Source organism: Bradyrhizobium betae, from assembly GCF_008932115.1.
Lineage (GTDB): Bacteria > Pseudomonadota > Alphaproteobacteria > Rhizobiales > Xanthobacteraceae > Bradyrhizobium > Bradyrhizobium betae.
This window is the reverse complement of record NZ_CP044543.1, coordinates 1,939,830-1,960,334: the sequence shown is the minus strand read 5'-3', so window position 1 is coordinate 1,960,334 and position 20,505 is coordinate 1,939,830. Positions and strand designations below refer to the sequence as shown.

The 20,505-nt window shown below is 66.3% G+C and carries 19 protein-coding genes; 10 read left to right on the top strand and 9 right to left on the bottom strand.

The features are described 5' to 3' along the window. Positions 1–14 precede the first annotated feature (14 nt). Entirely contained in the window at positions 15–392 is a 378-nt protein-coding gene (locus F8237_RS09300; RefSeq protein WP_151643949.1) for a tautomerase family protein, read from the bottom strand. 177 nt (positions 393–569) lie between these two features. On the opposite strand from F8237_RS09300, the gene F8237_RS09295 reads away from it, so the two are divergent. Beyond that, complete coding sequence (locus F8237_RS09295) at positions 570–1,169, top strand: TetR/AcrR family transcriptional regulator (protein WP_151643947.1); 600 nt, start codon at positions 570–572, stop codon at positions 1,167–1,169. Here the strand turns inward: F8237_RS09295 and F8237_RS09290 are convergent. Continuing rightward, complete coding sequence (locus F8237_RS09290) at positions 1,166–1,639, bottom strand: hypothetical protein (protein ID WP_151643945.1); 474 nt, start codon at positions 1,637–1,639, stop codon at positions 1,166–1,168. The genes F8237_RS09295 and F8237_RS09290 overlap by 4 nt on opposite strands. A gap of 11 nt (positions 1,640–1,650) precedes the next feature. After that, positions 1,651–2,151, bottom strand: coding sequence for a hypothetical protein (locus F8237_RS09285; RefSeq protein WP_151643943.1), 501 nt, complete (start codon positions 2,149–2,151; stop codon positions 1,651–1,653). Between the two features lie 485 nt (positions 2,152–2,636). On the opposite strand from F8237_RS09285, the gene F8237_RS09280 reads away from it, so the two are divergent. After that, positions 2,637–4,322: a methyl-accepting chemotaxis protein gene (locus tag F8237_RS09280; protein ID WP_151643941.1), complete on the top strand. Its 1,686-nt coding sequence runs from the start codon at positions 2,637–2,639 to the stop codon at positions 4,320–4,322. Here the strand turns inward: F8237_RS09280 and F8237_RS09275 are convergent. After that, entirely contained in the window at positions 4,319–4,702 is a 384-nt protein-coding gene (locus tag F8237_RS09275) for a polysaccharide deacetylase family protein (protein ID WP_244626103.1), read from the bottom strand. The two genes, F8237_RS09280 and F8237_RS09275, sit on opposite strands and share 4 nt — an antisense overlap. Positions 4,703–4,790: 88 nt before the next feature. On the opposite strand from F8237_RS09275, the gene F8237_RS09270 reads away from it, so the two are divergent. From F8237_RS09270 to F8237_RS09255, 4 genes are all read left to right on the top strand, one after another. Beyond that, a complete protein-coding gene (locus F8237_RS09270) occupies positions 4,791–5,561 on the top strand; it encodes a GntR family transcriptional regulator (RefSeq protein ID WP_151643939.1) in 771 nt (256 codons plus the stop codon). Between the two features lies 1 nt (position 5,562). Continuing rightward, entirely contained in the window at positions 5,563–6,231 is a 669-nt protein-coding gene (locus F8237_RS09265; RefSeq protein ID WP_151643937.1) for an aspartate/glutamate racemase family protein, read from the top strand. 126 nt (positions 6,232–6,357) lie between these two features. Further along, complete coding sequence (locus F8237_RS09260; protein WP_151643935.1) at positions 6,358–9,663, top strand: acetyl-CoA carboxylase family protein; 3,306 nt, start codon at positions 6,358–6,360, stop codon at positions 9,661–9,663. A 144-nt stretch (positions 9,664–9,807) separates the two neighbouring features. Next, on the top strand, positions 9,808–11,664 hold the full coding sequence (locus F8237_RS09255; protein WP_162005960.1) for a sigma-54-dependent Fis family transcriptional regulator: 1,857 nt from the start codon (positions 9,808–9,810) through the stop codon (positions 11,662–11,664). A 177-nt stretch (positions 11,665–11,841) separates the two neighbouring features. On the opposite strand, the gene F8237_RS09250 is transcribed toward F8237_RS09255, so the two are convergent. Continuing rightward, positions 11,842–12,396, bottom strand: coding sequence for a flavin reductase family protein (locus tag F8237_RS09250; RefSeq protein ID WP_151643932.1), 555 nt, complete (start codon positions 12,394–12,396; stop codon positions 11,842–11,844). A gap of 58 nt (positions 12,397–12,454) precedes the next feature. Then, positions 12,455–13,552, bottom strand: a complete 1,098-nt coding sequence (locus F8237_RS09245; protein ID WP_151650504.1) for an LLM class flavin-dependent oxidoreductase — start codon at positions 13,550–13,552, stop codon at positions 12,455–12,457. Positions 13,553–13,770: 218 nt separating this feature from the next. On the opposite strand from F8237_RS09245, the gene F8237_RS09240 reads away from it, so the two are divergent. From F8237_RS09240 to poxB, 3 genes are all read left to right on the top strand, one after another. Next, on the top strand, positions 13,771–14,685 hold the full coding sequence (locus tag F8237_RS09240) for a 2-dehydro-3-deoxygalactonokinase (RefSeq protein ID WP_151643930.1): 915 nt from the start codon (positions 13,771–13,773) through the stop codon (positions 14,683–14,685). 13 nt (positions 14,686–14,698) lie between these two features. Continuing rightward, positions 14,699–15,331, top strand: coding sequence for a 2-dehydro-3-deoxy-6-phosphogalactonate aldolase (locus F8237_RS09235; protein ID WP_151643928.1), 633 nt, complete (start codon positions 14,699–14,701; stop codon positions 15,329–15,331). An 80-nt stretch (positions 15,332–15,411) separates the two neighbouring features. Beyond that, on the top strand, positions 15,412–17,148 hold the full coding sequence (gene poxB, locus F8237_RS09230; protein ID WP_151643926.1) for a ubiquinone-dependent pyruvate dehydrogenase: 1,737 nt from the start codon (positions 15,412–15,414) through the stop codon (positions 17,146–17,148). Here poxB and F8237_RS09225 read toward each other — a convergent pair. Together F8237_RS09225 and F8237_RS09220 are read right to left on the bottom strand one after the other, a co-directional pair. Continuing rightward, the gene (locus F8237_RS09225; RefSeq protein ID WP_162005959.1) at positions 17,145–17,510 is read right to left on the bottom strand and encodes a hypothetical protein; all 366 of its coding nucleotides are present in this window, start codon (positions 17,508–17,510) and stop codon (positions 17,145–17,147) included. The genes poxB and F8237_RS09225 overlap by 4 nt on opposite strands. Before the next feature lie 67 nt (positions 17,511–17,577). Then, entirely contained in the window at positions 17,578–18,501 is a 924-nt protein-coding gene (locus F8237_RS09220; RefSeq protein ID WP_151643924.1) for a PaaI family thioesterase, read from the bottom strand. A 115-nt stretch (positions 18,502–18,616) separates the two neighbouring features. Here F8237_RS09220 and F8237_RS36060 point away from each other — a divergent pair, with 115 nt between their 5' ends. Then, positions 18,617–18,937 (top strand): hypothetical protein, encoded by a 321-nt coding sequence (locus tag F8237_RS36060; protein WP_162005958.1) that lies wholly within the window; start codon positions 18,617–18,619, stop codon positions 18,935–18,937. A 40-nt stretch (positions 18,938–18,977) separates the two neighbouring features. Here the strand turns inward: F8237_RS36060 and F8237_RS09210 are convergent, their stop codons facing one another. Continuing rightward, positions 18,978–20,447 carry an amidase gene (locus F8237_RS09210; RefSeq protein WP_162005957.1) on the bottom strand — a complete coding sequence of 490 codons (1,470 nt, stop codon included), beginning with the start codon at positions 20,445–20,447 and terminating at the stop codon, positions 18,978–18,980. Positions 20,448–20,505: the final 58 nt, after the last annotated feature.

Genomic DNA, 20,505 nt, shown 5'->3' with positions numbered 1-20,505 from the left:
CAGCCCGAGCCGCCTCACGCGAATTGCGCGATGCCGTGGCCGACGGACCAGTTCTCCGCGGGGGCGTCGAGCACGTTGACGAACACGTCCTCGGGGCGGATGCCCGGGTTCTCGCCGAGCAGGTCCGCGATCCGGCGGTACAGCGCCTTCTTCTGCTGTGCAGTGCGCGTCGCGAACACGGTGATCTGGATCAGCACGGCGTCGTCGCTGCGCTTGACGCCATAGGCATTGCCGCAGCGGAAGTTTGCGGGCGAAAGCTCGCTGATGGTCATGAACTCGTCGCCGTCAGGCACGTTCAGCGCCTCGCGCATGGCGCGATAGAGGCCGTCGAGGATCGCCTGCCGGTAGGCTTCCGGCTTCCCGGCGCGCATCGAGATGTGAAGGAGAGGCATCGCGAGACCCTTTGCATGCTGTCCGACCGGACAAGGCAAATCGCCCGCGCCGGCGGTTCAGCCCATTGACGAAACGGGCTATCAATCCCATTAGTTTTTGACACGATGTCTAGAAGCATGTTCTTGACGTCGTGTCAAATACTTCGAGCCACACTCTTTCAAGCCGGGAATAGATCTGTGAGACCGCGCGAATTCGACCACGACGACGTCCTGCGCATCGCGTTCGACCAGTTCTGGCGCAAGGGCGTGCGCGGCAGCTCGCTGTCGGACATCGCGCGCGACGCCGGCGTGCAGCGCGGCAGTCTCTACAATGCCTTCGGCAGCAAAGAGGCGCTGTTCCTCCAGGCCTATGAACGCTACGCGGACGATTATCTCCTCGCCCTGCAAAAGGCGCTCGGTGCCGGCAGCTTGCGAAAACGTCTCACCACGTTCTTCGACCTGACCATCACCAATTTCCGCTCCGGCACGCCATCCCGGGGATGTCCGACCACGCGCGGTCTGATGGAGCTCGGTGCGGTCGAAGGCGAGGGGCTGGACGAGGAGGCGCGTCGGGCCTTCGCGAAGCTGATCTCGCGCATCACCGCTCTGGTTCAGGATACGTTGTCGGCCGGCGCCGAGCGCGGCGAATTCAGCGGCAACCCCGCAGCCGCAGCGCTGCACATCATCACGGTGACGCGCGGCCTCGGGGTGCTCGAACGTGCCTATGGCGACGAGCCACAGCTGCGCAAGATCGCCGCGCACACCATCGACCTCGTGCTCGGCAAGAAGGGCGGCTAGCAGACCGCGAGCGCGTTGACCGCCCGCGTCGTCGCAATCTCGTTCTCGTTGCCGACGAATTGGCAGACGACAGATTCGAGTTCACCCGGCTGCTTGCCGCGGGCGACCGCCAGCAGCCGCATCAATTCCGCCTCGTCCTTCGACAGGCGCCGGCAGGACGGCGGCATGAAGCAGAGATCGCATGGCCGGCCGCTGCGCAAGATTCTCACCAGCGCAGCCGCCCGCGCGACCAGTAGCGGGCTGTCGGCAATGCCGGGCGCTTCGTCGGCGAAGCGATAGGCCGCTTCCCAGCAATCGGAGGCGCCGGTCGCATAGGCGGCGCCAATGAAGCGGAACAGCGACAGCGCAACGCGGCAGAAATCATCATAGTTCTCGACGCAGGGACGCGCTGCAAGCGCGGCCTGGAGCGGACAGAGCCGCGCCTTGCCGTCGTCCGCGACGGGCACAAAGCCGCACGCATCCTGCGTCATGGAGGATCTCGTCAGTGCAAGGTGGGGCTTCCGACCAGCCAGCTCTTCATCGCCATCGTCCGGCCATGGTCGAGAGACCGAACCTGCCGGTCGGGCAGGACGAGGCCGGCCATGCGGAAGATCGTCGCAACACCCCGCACCGGTGCCAGCGCCCAGTCGGCGCCGACAGGCGGCAGCCAGTTCTCGAATTGCTCGCGCGCAACGTCGATGCGGTCCTGCTGTGCCGCGGCGATGGCGTGCAGAATTCCGTGCTCGCTGTCGGACATCTTCGGACAGGTCGGGCAATGAACCTCGATCGCCGTGTGCGCCGTGCAGGCAAAGATCTCGATGATGGAGTCCAGCGAGGGCACGGCATCGCCCACGCGAAAATAGTCATACACCTCCTTGATGTCGGCCGCGGTCGGAACGGCGCCTCCGCTGCGGGCCTTCGCCCGAAATCCCCAGATGAACAATCGCTCCGCGGCGCTCAGTGCGGGGAGTTCGAGGGGGCTGGCGTCTGTCGATTGATGCATGGAGCCTCTTGTCGCTGGCTGCGCTCACGCCCCCGGCCGGCGCAAAATATCTGCGCCGATCGTTCCGCCAGAGGCTGGTGCAAGTCAACGCTGCGAGGGCCGATATCGAGGTCTTCTAGATTTGGCAGCGGCGTGACTATCGACGAATTCTAAAGTCCGCTCACACCAACGCGACGTTGATCTGGTCGTGAGAGATGGAGACCATCCGGCGCGCTTCGGTGCCGGCTGTGATCGCCATCGGCTTGTGTTGCGAGAGTGGGATGGACGCCAAACGATCGATCGCTCCCCGTAATTTTGCGGGGATTTGTGAGATCGGTTGCTTGAACCATCGCGAAGGGAACTTCGGTCTCGTTCGGTTTACGGCACCTTAAGCCCAAATCAGTCATACCAGGGAACATTCAGGCGACGGCCGGGATCGCCTCAAACCATTTGATTGTGCGAGGTCGCGTCCGACTTTGCGTGACGTGCCATTGGAGACACCGACCGTGCTGAACCAGATCTCGATCCGTACCAAGCTTCTGAGTGCCGTGCTGGCGATGGCGGTTGCGATCTGCTGCGTGACCGGCGCTGCGTTGTGGTCGATGTATCAGCGCATGTATCAGGACCGGGTCAACGTCCTGAAGGTGATGGTCGATGTCGGCTACAGCCTCGCGGAGAAATTCGAGGCCGCCGCGGTGGCGGGGCAGATGACCCGCGATGAAGCCCAGGCGCGCTTCAAGGACGCGCTACTCAAGATCCGCTATTCCGGCGACGAATATCTGTTCGCGCATAGCAACGACCAGATCGGCTTCGCCCATCCGAGTCCGAAGCTGATGGGCAAGGACGTGTCCGGCATCAAGGACGCCAAAGGCGTGCCCGTCATTCCGGCGCTGCTCGATATCGTGACCAGGAAGAACGAGGGCACCTACGCCTACGACTGGCCGCTGCGGCAGGACGATCCGAAGACGGCGGTGAAGCTGTCCTACGTCAAGGGCTTCGCGCCGTGGAAGATCTTCATCGGCACCGGTGTCTTCGTCGACGACATCTGGACCGACTTCATGGCGATGGTCTGGAAGATCGTCGGGATCATCGCGCTGCTCGCGCTTCCGGCGATCGGTCTCGTCGGGCTGGTCGGCTTCGCCGTCAGCAGAAGCATCCGCAGCGTGGGAGCCGCGATGCAGGCGCTGGCCGACGGCAATTTGTCGATCGATCTGCCGGAAGCGGAGCGCGCCGACGAAGTCGGGCAGATGGCCCGCGCGACGAAGTATTTCCGCGACCGCATGGCCGAGAGCGAGAAGCTGCGCGGAGAGCAGGAGAAGTTGCGGGCCGATGCGGCCGCGCAGCGCAGTCAGGACATGAACCGGCTCGCCGACGATTTCGAGCACGCGGTCGGGGCGATCATCGAGACGGTGTCACGGGCGGCCAGCAATCTCGAGACCTCCGCCGATACCCTGACGTCGAGCGCCGACAGGTCGCAGGATCTCGCCAAGACGGTGACGGCGGCATCCGGCGAGGCGTCGACCAACGTCCAGTCCGTGGCCGCGGCAACGGAGCAGCTCAGTTCCTCCATCACCGAGATCAGCCGGCAGGTTCAGACCTCTGCGCGCATGGCCGGGGAGGCCGTTGCGCAGGCCCACAAGACCAACGCACGGGTCAGCGAGCTGGCGCAGGCGGCGAGCAGCATCGGCGATATCGTCGCGCTCATCAACGGAATCGCGGAGCAGACCAACCTGCTGGCGCTCAACGCCACGATCGAGGCCGCGCGCGCGGGTGAAGCCGGACGCGGCTTTGCCGTCGTCGCATCGGAAGTGAAGGCCCTCGCCGAGCAGACCGCGAAGGCGACCGGGGAGATCAGCGAGCAGGTCGGCGGCATGCAGACGGCGACCGGCGAATCCGTCGCCGCGATCAAGGAGATCGGCGATACGATCGGAAGCCTTTCGGACATCTCGTCCGCGATCGCCGCGGCGGTCGAGGAACAGGGCATGGCGACGCAGGAGATTTCGCGCAACGTTCAGCAGGCCGCGCACGGCACGCAGCAGGTCTCGACGGGCGTCGCCGACGTGCAGCGCGGAGCGTCCGAGACGGGTGTGGCCTCGTCGCAGGTTCTGACGGCGGCCCGGTCGCTGGCGGCCGACAGCGCGAGCCTGAAGCAGAAGGTGAGCGCGTTCATGACCACGGTCCGCGCAGCCTAGCGCAGCCCATCGTCGACGGCCTCGCGAAAACGCGCCGCGATATCGGCGCGTGTCGCGACCCAGACGCGGCGGTCGAGCCGCTTGAGCTCGGCGAGAATGGCCTTCACGGCGCGGAAGCGCGCAGGCCGGCCGCAGATGCGCAGGTGAAAGCCGATCGACAGCATCGAGGAGCGGCCGCGCTCGGCCTCCTCGACCAGCGTCGCGAGCGCCGCGCTGACATAGCCTGAAAAATCCTCCGGCTGCACGAAACCGTTGGGATGGAAGAACTTCATGTCGTTGGTGTCGAAGCCGTAGGGCAGGATCAGCATCGATCCCTTTGGCGTCTGGCTCCAATAGGGCAGGTCGTCGTCCAGCGCGTTGGAATCAAATATTGGCGCCAATACGATGACTATATTGTAAACATTATCGTGGGTGGTTTGTGCAAAAAATGGGCTGCGGCAACATTCCAGAATCCTGTAAAAGCGGCGGATGAAGCGAACCAGCCCCCTCAAGCGCAAGCCGAAGCGACCGGAGCCGAAACACAGGGAGTCCGATGCCGTCGATCCGCGCAGCATCGACGACGATCCCGTGGTTCAGGGCATCCTGACCGCGATCAGCCAGAAGCGTCTCAAGCCCGGCACCAAGCTCGGCGAGGACAAGCTCACGGCGGCGTTCGGCACCACGCGGATCCACATCCGCCAGGCGCTGGCACATCTGGCGTCGCGCAAGGTCGTGATGCAGATCCCGAACCGCGGAGCGTTCGTGTACAGGCCGAGTTGGGACGAAGCCCGGGACATTTTCGCGGCGCGACGCCTTATCGAGACCGCAGCCGTCGCCGCGGCGATCGACCGGCTGGACAAATCAGGCAAGGCCGCGCTGAAGGCGCATATGGAGCTCGAAGCGCGTCACGACCGCAACGACCGCTGGGCCTCGCTGTCGCTCACGGCGGAATTCCACATCCTGGTCGCCAAGCTCGCCGGCAACCAGGTGCTGCTGGACATGTCGCGCGAACTGATGTTGCGGACGTCGCTGGCGATCGCGACATTCGAGCAGCCTGGCGAGCCGGATTGCTCTCCGGACGCGCACCCCGACATCGGCGCGCTGATCCTCGCGCGCGACAGGGCCGGTGCGGTCCATGCCATGCGTCATCACATCGAGGAGATGGAGCAGCGGATCAGGCCGAGGGAGGGCGAGGACGAGGTCGACGAGCTCACCGCAATCTTCCAGGAGATCGGCGCGCGCGCGCGGGCGGGCGGATAGCATGGCCGGCCGCCGCATCCTCCTGATCAATCCGAACAGCAACGAGGCGACGACCGCGATGATGGTCGCGATCGCTGCGTCAGCGGCCGTCGGCGGCTTCGACGTCGTTGGCGCAACGGCAACGCGCGCGCCGACGATGATCGTGTCGGCGGAGGCGCTGGATGCGGCCGCGCCTGAGGTCGAGGAAATCGCGCGGGCGCGCAGCGCCGGGTGCGACGGCTTCGTCGTTGCCGCGTTCGGCGATCCCGGTCTCGCCGGGATCAGGGCGGCATTGAGCCTGCCCGCAGTCGGCATCGGCGAGTCATCCATGCTTGAAGCAGCCGAAGGTGGCCGCCGCTTCGGCGTCGCGACCACGACGCCGCTACTGGGCGCGAAGATCGACGCTTTGCCGGAAGCGCTGGGATTGCAATCGCGTTACACAGGCACCCGCTTTGCCGACGGCGATGCACAAGAGCTGATGCGCGATCGGGCGCTGCTGCGCGAAGCCCTCGCCGGCGCGGTCGAGGCCTGCATCGTGCAGGACGGTGCCGAGGCCGTCATCATCGGCGGTGGGCCGCTCGGCGAGGCCGCGCGGGAGCTGCAGCCGATGTTCACTGTCCCCGTCATCGCACCGATCCCGTCTGCCGTGGCGCGGATTATTCGCCTCATCGGGGCGCGCGAGGCCGACTGATATTCCGGCCGACGGGAGCGGTCATCGCGGTCCTGTTCCCTCCCTTGACGGCAGCAGCCAAAGCGAAGATGCAGGATCATCGAACCTGCCGCCCCTGCGCTCGGCTGCGGGCATGGAGATCGCTGCATGTCGTTCAAGAAACTCCTGATCGCCAACCGGGGCGAGATCGCCATCCGCATCGCACGCGCGGCGGCCGATGCAGGCATCGCGACGGTTGCCATTCATCCCGCGGACGACTCGCTGTCGCTGCATGTTCGTGTTGCCGACGAGGCGATCGAGATTCCCGGCCGCGGTGCGCGGGCCTATCTCGACATCGAGGCCGTGGTGAAGGCGGCCGGAAGTGCCGGCTGCGATGCCGTGCATCCCGGCTACGGCTTCCTGAGCGAGAACGCGGCATTCGCCCAGGCCTGCGCGGAGGCGCGCATCGCCTTCGTCGGACCAAAGGTGACGGCGCTCGAGCTGTTCGGCGACAAGGTCGCGGCGCGGCAATTGGCAAGGCGCTGCGGCGTGCCGATCATCGCCGGCACCAGCGGCCCGTCGAGCCTCGAGGAGATCACCGCATTCTTCGAATCCCTCGGCAAGGGCGCCGCGATCGTGATCAAGGCGATGGCCGGCGGCGGCGGCCGCGGCATGCGCGTGGTGGAGAACGCAGGCGATCTCGCCGAAGCCTATGCGCGCTGCCAGTCCGAGGCCAAGGCGGCATTCGGCTTCGACGGCGTCTATGCCGAGCGGCTGATCCGGCAGGCGCGCCACATCGAGGTGCAGATCATCGGCGACCGCCATGGCGCGATCTCCCATCTGTGGGAGCGTGAATGCACCATCCAGCGCCGGCACCAGAAGCTGATCGAGGTGGCGCCGAGCCCGTCGCTGAGCGAGCCCTTGCGCGGCCGCATCATCGAGGCGGCGAAGCAGCTTGCGGCGGCGGCGTCCTACGACAATCTCGGCACCTTCGAGTTCCTGGTCGACGGCACGGCCGAGGATAGCTTTGCCTTCATCGAGGCCAATCCGCGGCTCCAGGTCGAGCATACCGTGACGGAAGAGGTGCTTGGCCTCGACCTCGTCCGTGCCCAGCTCGCGGTCGCCGCAGGCGCGACGCTGGCCTCGCTCGGCCTGGCGCAGGGTTCGATTCCGAAACCGCGCGGCTATGCCATGCAGCTCCGTATCAACATGGAGACGCTGGACGCAACGGGCGCGACGCATCCGACCGGTGGCGTGCTCGCGGTGTTCGAGCCGCCGTCAGGGCCCGGCGTCCGCGTCGATAGCTTTGGTTACGCCGGCTACAAGACCAGCGCCGCGTTCGACTCGCTGCTCGCAAAAGTCATCGTGCATACACCGGGCGAGGCCTGGCATGACGTGGTCGCAAAGGCGTCGCGCGCATTGCGTGAATTCCGGATCGACGGCGTCGTCACCAACGTCGCTTTCCTCCAGGCGGTCCTCGCGCATCCCGATTTCAGGACCAACCGCATCGCGACCGACTTCATCGATCGCAACATCGCAAAGCTCGTCGAGGCGGCCGATGGCGCGGCCAAGCCGCTGTACTTTGCGGCGACCGAGCGCAGCGGCGCTCACGGCACGGAGACTCACGTCGCGCAGGCGGTGCCTGAAGGCGCACTGATGGTCGCGGCGCCCCTGCAAGGGACCATCGTCACCATCCAGGTCAAGGAGGGCGAGATCGTGCGCCCCGGCCAGCAGCTCGCCGTGATCGAGTCCATGAAGATGGAGCATCTGGTCACGGCCGAGCAGGGCGGCCGCGTCATGAAGCTCGTCGCCGGCGACGGCGTCACCTTGATGCATGGCGAGCCGATCCTGTATCTGGAGCCGCTCGACGTCGCCGCCGACGCGTCGGCGGCGGAGGCCGAGATCGATCTCGACCACATCCGTCCCGATCTGGCCGAGCTGATCGCGCGCCAGGCCAATACGCTCGATGCCAACCGTCCCGCTTCGGTCGAGCGTCGCCGCAACACCAACCAGCGCACCGCGCGCGAGAATGTCGCCCAGCTCGTCGACGACGGCTCGTTCATGGAATATGGCAGCCTCGCCATCGCGGCGCAGCGCCGCCGGCGCAAGGTCGACGACCTCATCAAGAACACGCCGGCCGACGGTCTCGTCATGGGCGTTGCCACGGTGAATGCCGATAAGTTTGGCGCTGAAGGCGGCCGCTGCGTCGTCGTGGCCTACGACTACACCGTGCTTGCGGGCACGCAGGGCCACATGAACCACAAGAAGATCGACCGCATGCTGACGCTGGCGGAAGACTGGCGCGTGCCGCTTGTGTTCTATGCCGAGGGCGGCGGCGGCCGGCCCGGTGACACCGACCGGCTCGGCATGACCGGCCTCGACGGCCCGTCCTTCGTGCAGTTCGCACGGCTCTCCGGCCTGGTGCCTGTGATCGGCGTGGTCTCCGGCTATTGCTTTGCCGGCAACGCCGCGATGCTCGGCTGCTGCGACGTCATCATCGCCACGAAAAATGCCTCGATCGGCATGGGCGGCCCCGCCATGATCGAGGGCGGCGGGCTCGGCGTCTATCATCCGGCCGAGGTCGGCCCGGTTGCGTTCCAGTCCCCCAACGGCGTCATCGACATCCTCGTCGAGGACGAGGAGGAGGCGACGGCCGTCGCGAAAAAATACCTGTCCTATTTCCAGGGCGCGGTGACGGAGTGGCAGGCCGCCGACCAGCGCCTGCTTCGCCGCGCCATCCCCGAGAACCGTCTGCGCGTCTACGACATCCGCAGCGTGATCGACCTCGTCGCGGACAAGGACAGCGTGCTGGAGTTGCGCCGGGAGTTCGGCGTCGGCATGGTCACCGCCCTGATCCGGATCGAGGGCAAGCCGTTCGGCCTGATCGCCAACAACCCACGCCATCTCGGCGGCGCCATCGATGCCGACGCCGGCGACAAGGCCGCGCGCTTCCTCCAGCTCTGCGACGCCTTCGACCTGCCCATCGTCTCGCTGTGCGACACGCCCGGCTTCATGGTCGGTCCCGAAGCCGAGAAGACCGCGATCGTGCGCCACGTCTCGCGCATGTTCGTCGCCGGTGCGAGCCTCACCGTGCCGCTGTTCGGCATCGTGCTGCGCAAGGGCTATGGTCTCGGCGCGCAGTCGATGATCGGCGGCGGCTTTCACGCCTCGTTCTTCACCGCGGCCTGGCCGACCGGCGAGTTCGGTGGCATGGGCCTGGAGGGTTATGTCCGGCTCGGCTTCCGCAAGGAGATGGAGGCTATCGCCGACCCCGAGGAGCGCGAGACCTACTACCGCAACAAGGTCGCCGAGCTCTACGCCAACGGGAAGGCGGTCTCGATCGCCTCGGTGTTCGAGATCGACAACGTCATCGACCCCTCCGAGACACGTCGCTGGATCATGGCGGGCCTGCGCTCGGTGCCGAAGCCGACGCCGAGGACGGAGAAGAAGCGGCCGTGCATCGATACGTGGTGAGCGCAGTGCAGCAATTGGTGGAAGACGTCATTCCGGGTTCGGCTCTTCGAGCCGCCCCGGAATGACAGCGAAGCCTGTTCCCGATTGACATCCCCGCCTGTGGTGCCAGACTTTGCACAATAATACAGGGTGGAGACGTCCGCGATGGCCAGCCTTTCGGCCTCGAACCATGTCGCCCGTGTCTTGTCGGTCGCCAATCATGTGGCCGATGTCGATGCCTCGTCGCGCATCGCCAATTCCTGGCGGCGGTGCGTCATCAGCCACAAGCTCGATCCGGCCCGCCAGGGCCCGCCGCAGACGCTGACCGAAGCGGAAATCCGCCACGTCGCCGAGCCCATGGAGGAGACGATCAGGCTCGTGACGCCCGAGCTCGATGGTCTCGCCCGCGTGCTGCGCGACGCCGGCTATTGCGTCAATCTGGCTGATGCGAACGCGACCATGCTGTTCAGCCGTCTGCCGGGCGAGGCCGACGCACGACTGTTCATGGACTGGAAGATCTATACCGGCTCGAACTTCGCCGAGGCTTTCGAAGGCACCAACGGGCTTGGCACCGCGCTGGCCGAGCAGAAGCCGATCCTGGTGCATCGCGACGAGCATTTTCGCGCGCAGTGGCACATGTTCTCCTGCGCCGTGGCGCCGCTGTTCGACCAGGCCGGACGCCTCGCGGGCGCCGTCAACATCACCTCGTGCCGCGAGGATCTCGAACGTACCGCGCACCAGCTTGCGCTCGCGGTGACCATGGAGGCGACCCGGCGGATGGAAGGCGCGATCTTCCGCCGCCATTTCCGCAACGCCTGGATCGCCACCGTTCCGGGCGACGGCGGCAGCGGCCTGCTCGCCTATGACGACGACCGCCGCATCGTCGGTGCCTGCCGCTCGGCGCGGGCGCTGCTGGGCCTCACCGACGGCTTGATCGCGTCCGGCATCGATTTGTCGCGCTATGTCAAGTTCGACCATCACGCCGCGCGTGGCGCGGACGAGACTGTCGAGCTGCGCCGTGCCGATGGCCGCGCATTGGGGCGGGGACATGTCGCGCCGCCGCTGCGCACGAGATCTCCTGTGCCGCGTCGTGACGCGCCGATCGATCGCTACGACGCGATGCACCGGCTCGCCGGCCGTGACCCCGGCCTGATCAAGAGCGTCAAGCGGCTGCGGAGCATCGGAGATCACAATCTGCCGGTGCTGCTACACGGCGAGACCGGCGTCGGCAAGGACGTGTTCGCGCGGGCCATTCACGCCGCCAGCAACCGCGCGCGCAACAACTACGTCGCGCTGAACTGCGCGGCGATGCCGGAGAGCCTGATCGATGCCGAGCTGTTCGGCTACGAGGCCGGCGCCTTCACTGGCGCGCGGCGCGACGGCTCGAAGGGTCTGATCGTGCAGGCCGACGGCGGCACGCTGTTCCTGGACGAGATCGGCGACATGCCGATCGCGCTGCAGACGCGCCTCTTGCGCGTGCTGGAGAATCGCGAGGTCTGGCCGCTCGGTGCGCTGAAACCCGTGCCTGTCGATATCCGCCTGATCAGCGCCACCCACCGCGATCTCGGCCGCATGGCCGAAGAGGGCGCTTTCCGCGCCGACCTCTATTTCCGCCTGCGCGGCATGGAGGTGCGATTGCCGAGCTTGCGCGAGCGCGCCGATCGCGACGACATCATTCGCCAGATCGCGCGCGAGGAGGCGCCGGACTGCCGCCTGTCGGACGAGGCGTGGGTGTTGCTCTCGGCCTATCCCTACCCCGGCAACATGCGCCAGCTCCGCCACGTGCTGAGGCTTGCGGGCTGCACCGCGGAGGATGGTGTCATCACCGATGCCGATCTCGACCTGCCGCCGTTTGGCGGGCGGACGGCGGAGCCGGATCTCGCGGCGGCCGAGCGCGCGACGATCATCGAGGCCTTGCGCAGGCATGGCGGCCGCGTCACCGAGGCGGCGCGCGCGTTGAAGCTGAGCCGCGCGACGCTGTATCGCAAGATGAAAGCGATGAAGATCGAGACGGCGCAGTAGGCGCTTTTCTGCCCCTCTCCCCTTGTGGGAGAGGGTGGCTCGCCGCGTAGCGGCGAGACGGGTGAGGGGTCTCTCTCCACGAGACCAATTCTCGCCTGAGGCTGCGGAGACATACCCCTCATCCGGCGCTTCGCGCCACCTTCTCCCACAAGGGGAGAAGGGAAGACAGCGCTCACCTTACGAAAAATCGCTCCAGCTCAGATGACGCGAATCGAGATCGCCGACGGTCACGGTGCCGCGGATTTCGTGAGGGACGTGGAAACTGCTGCGCAGATAGACGAGCGGCGACGCCCCGTCGAAATGCGACACGCCGCGCACCTCGCCGACGAAGATCGAATGCGTCCTGGTCTCGAACTCCTGCGCCAGCACGCAGTCGAACGCGGCGACTGCATCCGTCAGCAGCGGCGCGCCGGTTACGCCGCGGGTCCACTGCCCGAACGCAAAACGGTCGTCGCCGTTGACGCCCTTCTGGCCGCTGAAGGTGAGCGCCAGCCCCGCGTGATCCTCGTGCAGGAAGTTGATCGCAAACGCCCTTTCCTCGCGGATGCGCGCATGGGCACTGGCGTTGCGGTTGACGCAGACGATCAGCGACGGCGGATTGTCCGACAGCGAGCAGGCCGACGTGACCGTGAGTCCCGTGCGCTTGCCGTGCTCGGCGCCCACCGTGACCAGTGCGACCGCGCCGGCGCATTGGCGCATCGCCTGCTTGAAATCCTTCGCATCCACGCTCACGCCAAAAATCTCCGAAATGAATGCGGGTGCGGCACGATCGCGCCGCACCCGTATCAGGTCAAGCTGCCTTCTTCGCGGAGCCGAGATGCTTCAGGCGCGGCATCACCTCGTTCTTGAGCAGCGAGAGCGAGTGGTGCCAGGCTTCCGGCTTGTGCTTGTAGTCGAAGCCGAACACGCAGAGCACGCCGAAGCCGCCGACCTCGTCGTAGATCTTCTCGATCTTCTCGGCGACGGTCGCCGGCGAGCCGACGATCCAGTTCCGCTTGGCGCAATATTCGACGGTGACGTCGCTATCGGGCACGTCGGGCGCGTGCTTCAGATAGTCCTTGAAGCCGAAATGGCCGAGCAGCGGCAGGAAGTACTCGCCCATCATCCGGCCCATCATGTCGCCGGTCGAGAGCTTCCAGGCCTCCTCGTCGGTGTCGGCGACGAACACCTCGCGCACGAGGCGCCAATCCGCGCGGTTCGGCTTGCGGCCGGTCTTGGCGGCGCCGATCTCGACCGAGTCCCAATGGCTGGAGACATAGGCCGGATTGAGGTTGAGGCTCATCGGAATGAAGCCGCGCTCGCCCGCAAGCTTCAGCGTGTCCGAGTTCTTCGACAGGCCGGCGACACCGATCGGCGGATGTGGTGTCTGCAGCGGCTTGATGTGCGGCTTGAGGAAGTCGAACATTGTGTCCGGCTTGGTCACCGTCCAGAACTTGCCCTTGTAAGTCCAGGGCGCGGGATCGCTCCACATCTTCAGGATGATCTCGAGAGCCTCGCGGGTCATGTCGCGGTTCTGCCCGCTCATGCCGTCGACGTTGAACATCGCCCAGTCGCTCGGCAGGCCGGATGCGGCGACGCCGAAATTGAGCCGGCCTCCGGAGAGATGGTCGAGCATGGCGACGCGGTTGGCGAGCTCGGCGGGGTGATGATAGGGCAGCAGGAACCCGCCCGGTCCGATGCGGATGGTCTTGGTCTGCATCAGTGCCTGCGCGATCAGCAGGTCCGGCGTGGGATTGGGTTCCCAGGGCGCGGTGTGGTGCTCGCCGATCCAGGCTTCCTGATAGCCGAGCTCGTCGAGCCAGCGCAGGACCTGCAGGTCCCAGTCGTGTCCTTCCTTCAGGCCGCACTCCGGCGGATGCGAAGGCATCGTGAAATAGCCGATCTCCATGGGTTTCCTCATCTGATGTTGACGCGTCTTGCTGCGCGGTTCACGGACGTGAGCGGAGGCAATTCAGCAAGCGCTGTGCCAGCGCGGCGAGCGGCTCAGACCTGCGAGAAAGCGCTGGTTTGCGGCGGCAATTGCCGATATTCCGGGGCGGATTTGCGAGCCGCCGTCTCATTGTCGCGAGACGGCGTCTTGCCGGTGAGACGAGGACAAGAGTCGAGATGACCGAACCCGCCTATGTCGCGGTAGACTGGGGCACCAGCAGTTTTCGCCTCTGGCTGGTCGACCGTACTGGTGCGGTGCTGGCCGAGCGCCGCAGCGACGAGGGCATGCTGGCGGCGGCCAAGGCGGGTTTTTCCGGTGTGCTGCAATCGCACCTGGCGGCCGTCGAGGCTCCGGCGGGGCTGCCGGTTCTCATCTGCGGCATGGCCGGTGCCAAGACCGGCTGGATCGAGGCCGGCTATGTCGACACGCCGGCGCCGCTCGCGGCCGTCCTGAAGCAGGCCGCGCGCGTGCCCGGCGAGGCGCGCGACATCCGCATCCTGCCCGGCATCGCGCAGCGCGATGCCAAAGCGCCCGACGTGATGCGCGGCGAGGAGACGCAATTGCTCGGCGCGCTCGGCCTCGATGCCGCCGGCGAAGCGCTGGTCTGCATGCCCGGCACGCATTCGAAATGGGTGCGGGTGAAGGACGGCACCGTCGAACATTTCTCCACCTTCATGACCGGCGAGCTCTTCAGCGTGGTCTCGCGCGAGACCATCCTGTCGCTCGCGGTCGCAGGCGCCGATGACGCCGAGGATGCCACAAGCTTCAAGGCGGCGGTGAAAGCCGCGTACGAAGCGCCGGCCTTCGCGGCAAATCTTCTGTTCGGCGCGCGGTCGCGCCAGCTGCTGTTCGGCGGCACGCCGGCCGCCGCGCGCGAAACGCTGTCAGGCACGTTGATCGGCGTGGAGCTGGCGGCAGGACTCTCCGGCCCGGTGCCGAAAGCCGGCATCACCCTGATTGCATCGGGTCGACTTGCGGCGTTGTATCGCCTCGCCTTCGACGCGTGGTCGGTGGTCGTCAATCCGGTCGATGCCGACCAAGCCGTCCGCCGCGGCCTGTCGATGGCGGCGGCCGCGATCTGGACGAAATAGAAGGACTTCGAAGATGAGCGTTCCCTTTCCGCCGATGAAGCGACCGCTGGTCGCGATCCTGCGCGGCATCAAGCCAGAGGAGACCGAGGCCATCGTCGGTGTGCTGATCGAGGCCGGCATGACCGCGATCGAGATTCCCCTCAACTCGCCCGATCCGTTCCGCTCGATCGCGACCGCCGTGAAGCTGGCGCCATCAGGCGTGCTGATCGGCGCCGGCACGGTGCTGGCCACCTCGGATGTCGATCGCCTCAACGACGTCGGCGGCAAGCTGATGGTGTCGCCGAATGTGGATATGCAGGTGCTGACGCGAGCGCATCAATACGCCATGGTGACGCTGCCGGGCGTGTTCTCGCCGACCGAGGCGCTGCTCGCGGCGCGCTCCGGCGCCTCAGGTCTGAAGTTCTTTCCGGCCAGCGTGCTCGGCGCCTCCGGCATTGCCGCGATTCGCGCCGTGCTGCCGTCAGGCGTGCTGATCGCCGCCGTCGGCGGCGTCTCCGACGAGAATTTCGCGGAGTACATCAAGGGCGGCGTGACCGCGTTCGGGCTCGGCTCCAGTCTCTACAAGCCCGGCATGTCGGCCGCCGATGTCGCGGCGCGCGCCAGGGTGACGATCGCGGCCTACGATCGGGCAATCGCGAAAGACTGAAGCCGCAATAAACAAGCCGTGATCTGGTCCCGGCCGCGCGTTATCCTATCTTGCGTGACTCGCGGGATCAGGAGACCGACATGGCGATCAACAACGTGGCCGATCTGTTCGTGGCAACGCTCGAACAGGCCGGCGTCAAGCGCATCTACGGCATCGTCGGCGACAGCCTGAACGCGTTCACCGAGGCGCTGCGCCACCGCGGCAGCATCGAATGGATCCATGTCCGGCACGAGGAGGTCGCGGCATTCGCCGCCGCCGGCGAAGCCGAGATGACCGGAAGCCTCGCGGTCTGCGCGGGTTCCTGCGGCCCCGGCAATCTGCATCTGATCAACGGCCTGTTCGATGCGCATCGCAGCCGCGTTCCCGTGCTGGCGATCGCGGCGCAGATCCCCTCGGCCGAGATCGGCGGCGGCTACTTTCAGGAAACCCATCCGCAGAACCTGTTTCGCGAATGCAGCCATTATTGCGAGATGGTCTCGGACCCGAGCCAGCTGCCGTACGTTATTGAGAACGCAATCCGCGCGGCCGTGGGGTTGCGCGGCGTTGCGGTCATTGTCATGCCCGGCGATGTCGCCTTCCGCGACCCGCCGAAGCGTGCGCTGTCGACCGCGCGCGGGCTTGCGCTGACGGCGCCGAAGGTCGTGCCCCAGGCCGATGAGCTGAAGGCGCTGGCGGATCTCCTCAACGGCGCCGAGCGCGTCACCCTGTTCTGCGGTCGCGGCTGCGCCGGCGCGCATGCGCCGCTGATGCAGCTCGCAGAAAGCCTGAAGAGCCCGATCGTCCATGCGCTCGGCGGCAAGGAGCATGTCGAGTACGACAACCCCTACGACGTCGGCATGACAGGCTTCATCGGCTTCTCCTCCGGCTACGCGGCCATGCACGCCTGCGACGCGCTGGTGATGCTCGGCACCGACTTTCCCTACAAGCAGTTCTTCCCTGATGATGCGAAGATCGCGCAGATCGACATTCGCCCTGAAAATCTGGGACGGCGGTGCAGGATCGACCTCGGTCTCGTCGGCGACGTCAGGCTCACCATCGAGGCGCTGCTGCCGCTGCTGAAGAGCAAGACGCAGCGCAAGCATCTCGACGACGCCATCGCGCACTACAAGAAGGCGCGCGAGGGCCTCGATTCGCTCGCCAGGGGTACGCCGGGATCAAAGCCGATCCATCCGCAATATCTGGCAAAGGTCGTCAGCGACCACGCCTCCGAGGATGCCGTGTTCACCGCCGATGTCGGCACGCCGACGGTGTGGGCCGCGCGCTATCTCGACATGAACGGCCGGCGCCGGCTGATCGGTTCCTTCGTGCACGGCTCGATGGCCAATGCGATGCCGCAGGCGATCGGCGCGCAGGCCTCGCAGCCGCGCCGTCAGGTGATCTCGCTGTCGGGCGACGGCGGCTTCACCATGCTGATGGGCGATCTGATCACGCTGACGCAGATGAAGCTGCCGGTGAAGGTCGTGATCTTCAACAACGGCGTGCTCGGCTTCGTCGCGCTGGAGATGAAGGCGGCGGGCTTCGTCGACACCAATGTCGACCTTGAAAACCCCGATTTCGCGGCAATGGCGCGCGCGATGGGCATCTTCGCCAGGCGCGTCGAGGACCCCGGCGAATTGCCTGGTGCCGTGAAGGAGATGCTGGCCCACGACGGCCCCGCATTGCTCGACGTCGTCACCGCCAAGCAGGAGCTGTCGATGCCGCCGACCATCACGGCCGAGCAGGTCAAGGGTTTCAGCCTGTGGGTGTTGCGCGCCGTGATGAACGGCCGTGGCGACGAGGTGCTCGATCTCGCCAAGACCAATCTTCTGTCGCGCTAACCCCGCTTCACCGACGGCACCGTCAGCCGTTCGTGGCGGCGCTGGAAGCGCTGCCAGTGCAGCACGATGCCGATCAGCAGCGCCGGCACGAAGCCGAGCGCGATCAGGAAATGCGGCAGCTGGGCCGGCGAGATGAACGCGATGGCGATATCGGAGATCAGCCAGAGCGCTGCGAAAATCACCGCGAAATCCGTGCGCGGGCAGCGCAGGTAATAGAACACGGCGGTGATGACGATGGCGGGCCCGATCGCGATGCCGATCATCACCGCCGTCAGCTCCTTCGGCGTCAGCGCATCGAGCACCATCGATGCCAGCAGCCAGAGCGCGGCGAACATGGCGACGATGTCGAGCGGATGCCGCAACCCAATACCCCTCGCAGAAAGCGCGCTATCGTTGTGGCCCGGCCCCTTCCGTCAAGGGAAAATACGCCTATTCCTCGTCGTTTCCGGGCGTCGGACGCAGCATGAAATGACCGAAGGCGGAGGCGATCGGCTTGGCTGCGTCGTCCTGCCAGGCCCGCGCCTCGAAAGCGACGATGCGCCGGCCCTGCTTCACGATCGAGACGTTGGCGAAGGTGTCGAGCGCGCGGCCGGAGCGGAGATAGTTGACGGTGAGGCCGATCGGCTTGGGCAGCGCGGCGATGCCGAGCTCGCGCCTCACGCCGAAGATCGCGGTGGTCTCGAGAAAGGCGCCGGTCATGCCGCCATGGATCGCGGGCAGGATCGGATTGCCGATGATTTGCGGTGAGAACGGCATCGTCAGCGTACCGTCGTCATTGACGCGAATGCCGAGGGCGCGTGCGAACGGGCTGCTTGCGAACGGGCCGTCGGGATCGTCCGGCGCCTCCAGCGTCGGGATGCTGCGCGCATCCATCCTGCGGTCGGCCAGCATGTTGGTGCGGTTGGCGCCGATCATGAAGCAGGCGGTCGCGGTGGCGACCGGATCGTCCTCGGACTCCTGATAGGCGGTGGAGCGCACGAAGGCGATCGAGCGGGTGGTGCGGTAGCAGACCGAATGCGCCTTGATGTCGAGACCGGGCGTGGCCGGCTTCTGATAGTCGATGCGCAGATCGAGGGTTGCGATCGCGCTCGTGCCGTCGAGCGCAAGTTGCACCGCCATGCCGCAGCTCTCGTCCAGCATCGCGGTGACGACGCCGCCATGCAGCACGCCGGTCTCGGTGTCGCCGACGAACACCGGACGGTAGGGCAGGCTGGACCAGGCCTCGCTTGGCGCGAAACGGTCGAGCTGGAGCCCGCTGATATGGCCGTAATCGGAACGGCGGCCCTTGATGGCTTCGGCGAGTTCCTCGAACGGGAGCGTAGGCGGAGAGTTGGACGTCGATGAGCTGGACATGCCAACGTTCTAGACCAGTGTCGGGCGTCGCGCAAAACCCCGAACAGGCCTCGACAGGGCGGGCCGAAGCAACGATGGTGGGCGCTTCGCCCGTCGACCTGCCCAAGGAGTGCCCATGGCCGATCCCGAAACGCCTGCCACCAGCCAGGGGCCCGTCACCATTTCGAGCTCCAGCGCCGAGCGGGCGCCGATCATCTATTTCGACGGCGCCTCCTGCTTCGGCCATCACAACGGCGCGATCCAGATCGAGCTCGCCGCGAACCTGCTGCTGCCGGTCGGCGCCGCCGTCAGGGTCGACGTGGTCCAGACCGCGCACCTGCGTTGCAGTGTGGCCGCCGCGCTGGCGCTGCGCGAAGCGCTCGACAAGGCGCTGGCGATGTTTCGGCAGGGGCAGCAGCAGCCTACGGCGGAGGAAATTCCGGCCGTGAAGAACTGAGGTGGGAGGCGCGATCGCTTCTCGATGCGATCGCGGTCTCTCAGCTCACATGCACCTTCGGCTTCCTGCCATCGTTCCACTTGCCGTCCAGCGCGCGCTCGATCTGGGCGGCGAGTTGCAGCAGGAGGCCGTCATTGGCCTGCTTGGCGATCGCCTGGATACCGAGCGGCAGGCCGTGATCCTGGGTCGCCATCGGCATCGAGATCGCGGGCATGCCGCAGAGATTGGCGAGCGGCGTGAAGGCGAAGAAGCGCCAGAGATTGCCGAACCAGTCGAGCACATCGGGATTGTCGGAGATGGTGAGGTATTCCCTAGTGCCGACCTTCGGCGTCGGCAGCGCGGTGATCGGCGTCAGGATCACGTCCCACTGCTCGAAGAACGCACCGAAGCCGCGCGAGGTCGTGTTGAACACGCCTTGCATCTTCGCGCGTTCCGCGAAGGTCGTGTGGCGGCCGGCCTCCCAGATCCGGATGTTCATGGGCTCGATCAGGTCTTCCGGCGGCTTGTCCAGTCCGCGCGCGGCGAGCATGTTGGAGATCACCACGGCGAAATTCGAGATGTAGCACATCGTCTGCGCCTCGAACGCGGCGCGGAAGTCGAGTTCTGGCAGCGCGTAGTCGACGTGATGGCCGAGGCCTTCGAGGAAGCGGCCGGTCTTCTCCAGCTCGGCGGCGATCTCCGGCGTCGCGGTGTAGTCGCCCCAGGTGTGCGACAGCGCGATGCGCAGCTTCGACGGATCGCGCTTGATCATCTCGGAATAGGGCTGCGCCGTGGTCCAGAACGGCATGAACTCGCCGGGTGCGGGTCCGCGGGCGTGATCGACGAAGGCGGCGGTGTCGCGCACCGAGCGCGACTGGCAGCCCTGGATCGAGACGAGGCCGGTGAGATCGGACATGTGCGGGGCGAGCGAGAACACGCCGCGCGACACTTTCAGGCCGATATTGCCGTTGACGCCGGCGGGAATGCGGATCGAGCCGCCGCCGTCGGTCGCGTGCGCGATCGGCACCACGCCGGCCGCGACCATCGCGGCGCTGCCCGCCGACGAGCCACAGGTGGTGTAGTCGGTATTCCAGGGATTGCGCGTGACGTACACGGCCGGATTGTCGGCCGAAGAGCACACGCCGAATTCCGGTGTCGTGGTGCGTCCGATCAGGTTCAGGCCGGCCTGACGGAGTTTACCGGTGAGGAACGTGTCGGCGGCGGCGCGATTGCCGCGCATCAGCAGCGAGCCCATCTCCTGCAGCCGGCCCTTCATGGTCGGCCCGAGGTCCTTCATCAGGAAGGGCAGGCCGGCGAAGGGCCCGCCGAGATTGGCGCCATCCTTGGCCGGATCGGCGATCACGTCCTCGAACAGTTCGACCACGCCCGACAGTGCCGGATTGACCTTGGCCACGCCCGCGGCCGCCTGGCGAGCCAGTTCCTTCGCCGTTAGCTCACCCTTGCGGACGCGGGCCGCCAGCCCGACGCCATCGTGCTGCGCCCATTCGTTCCAGCTCATCGGCAAAGTCATGAAGTCATAAATCCCTTGAGGTGCGGCATCACCTTTTTCGCAAGGGTCCGCGTGAATC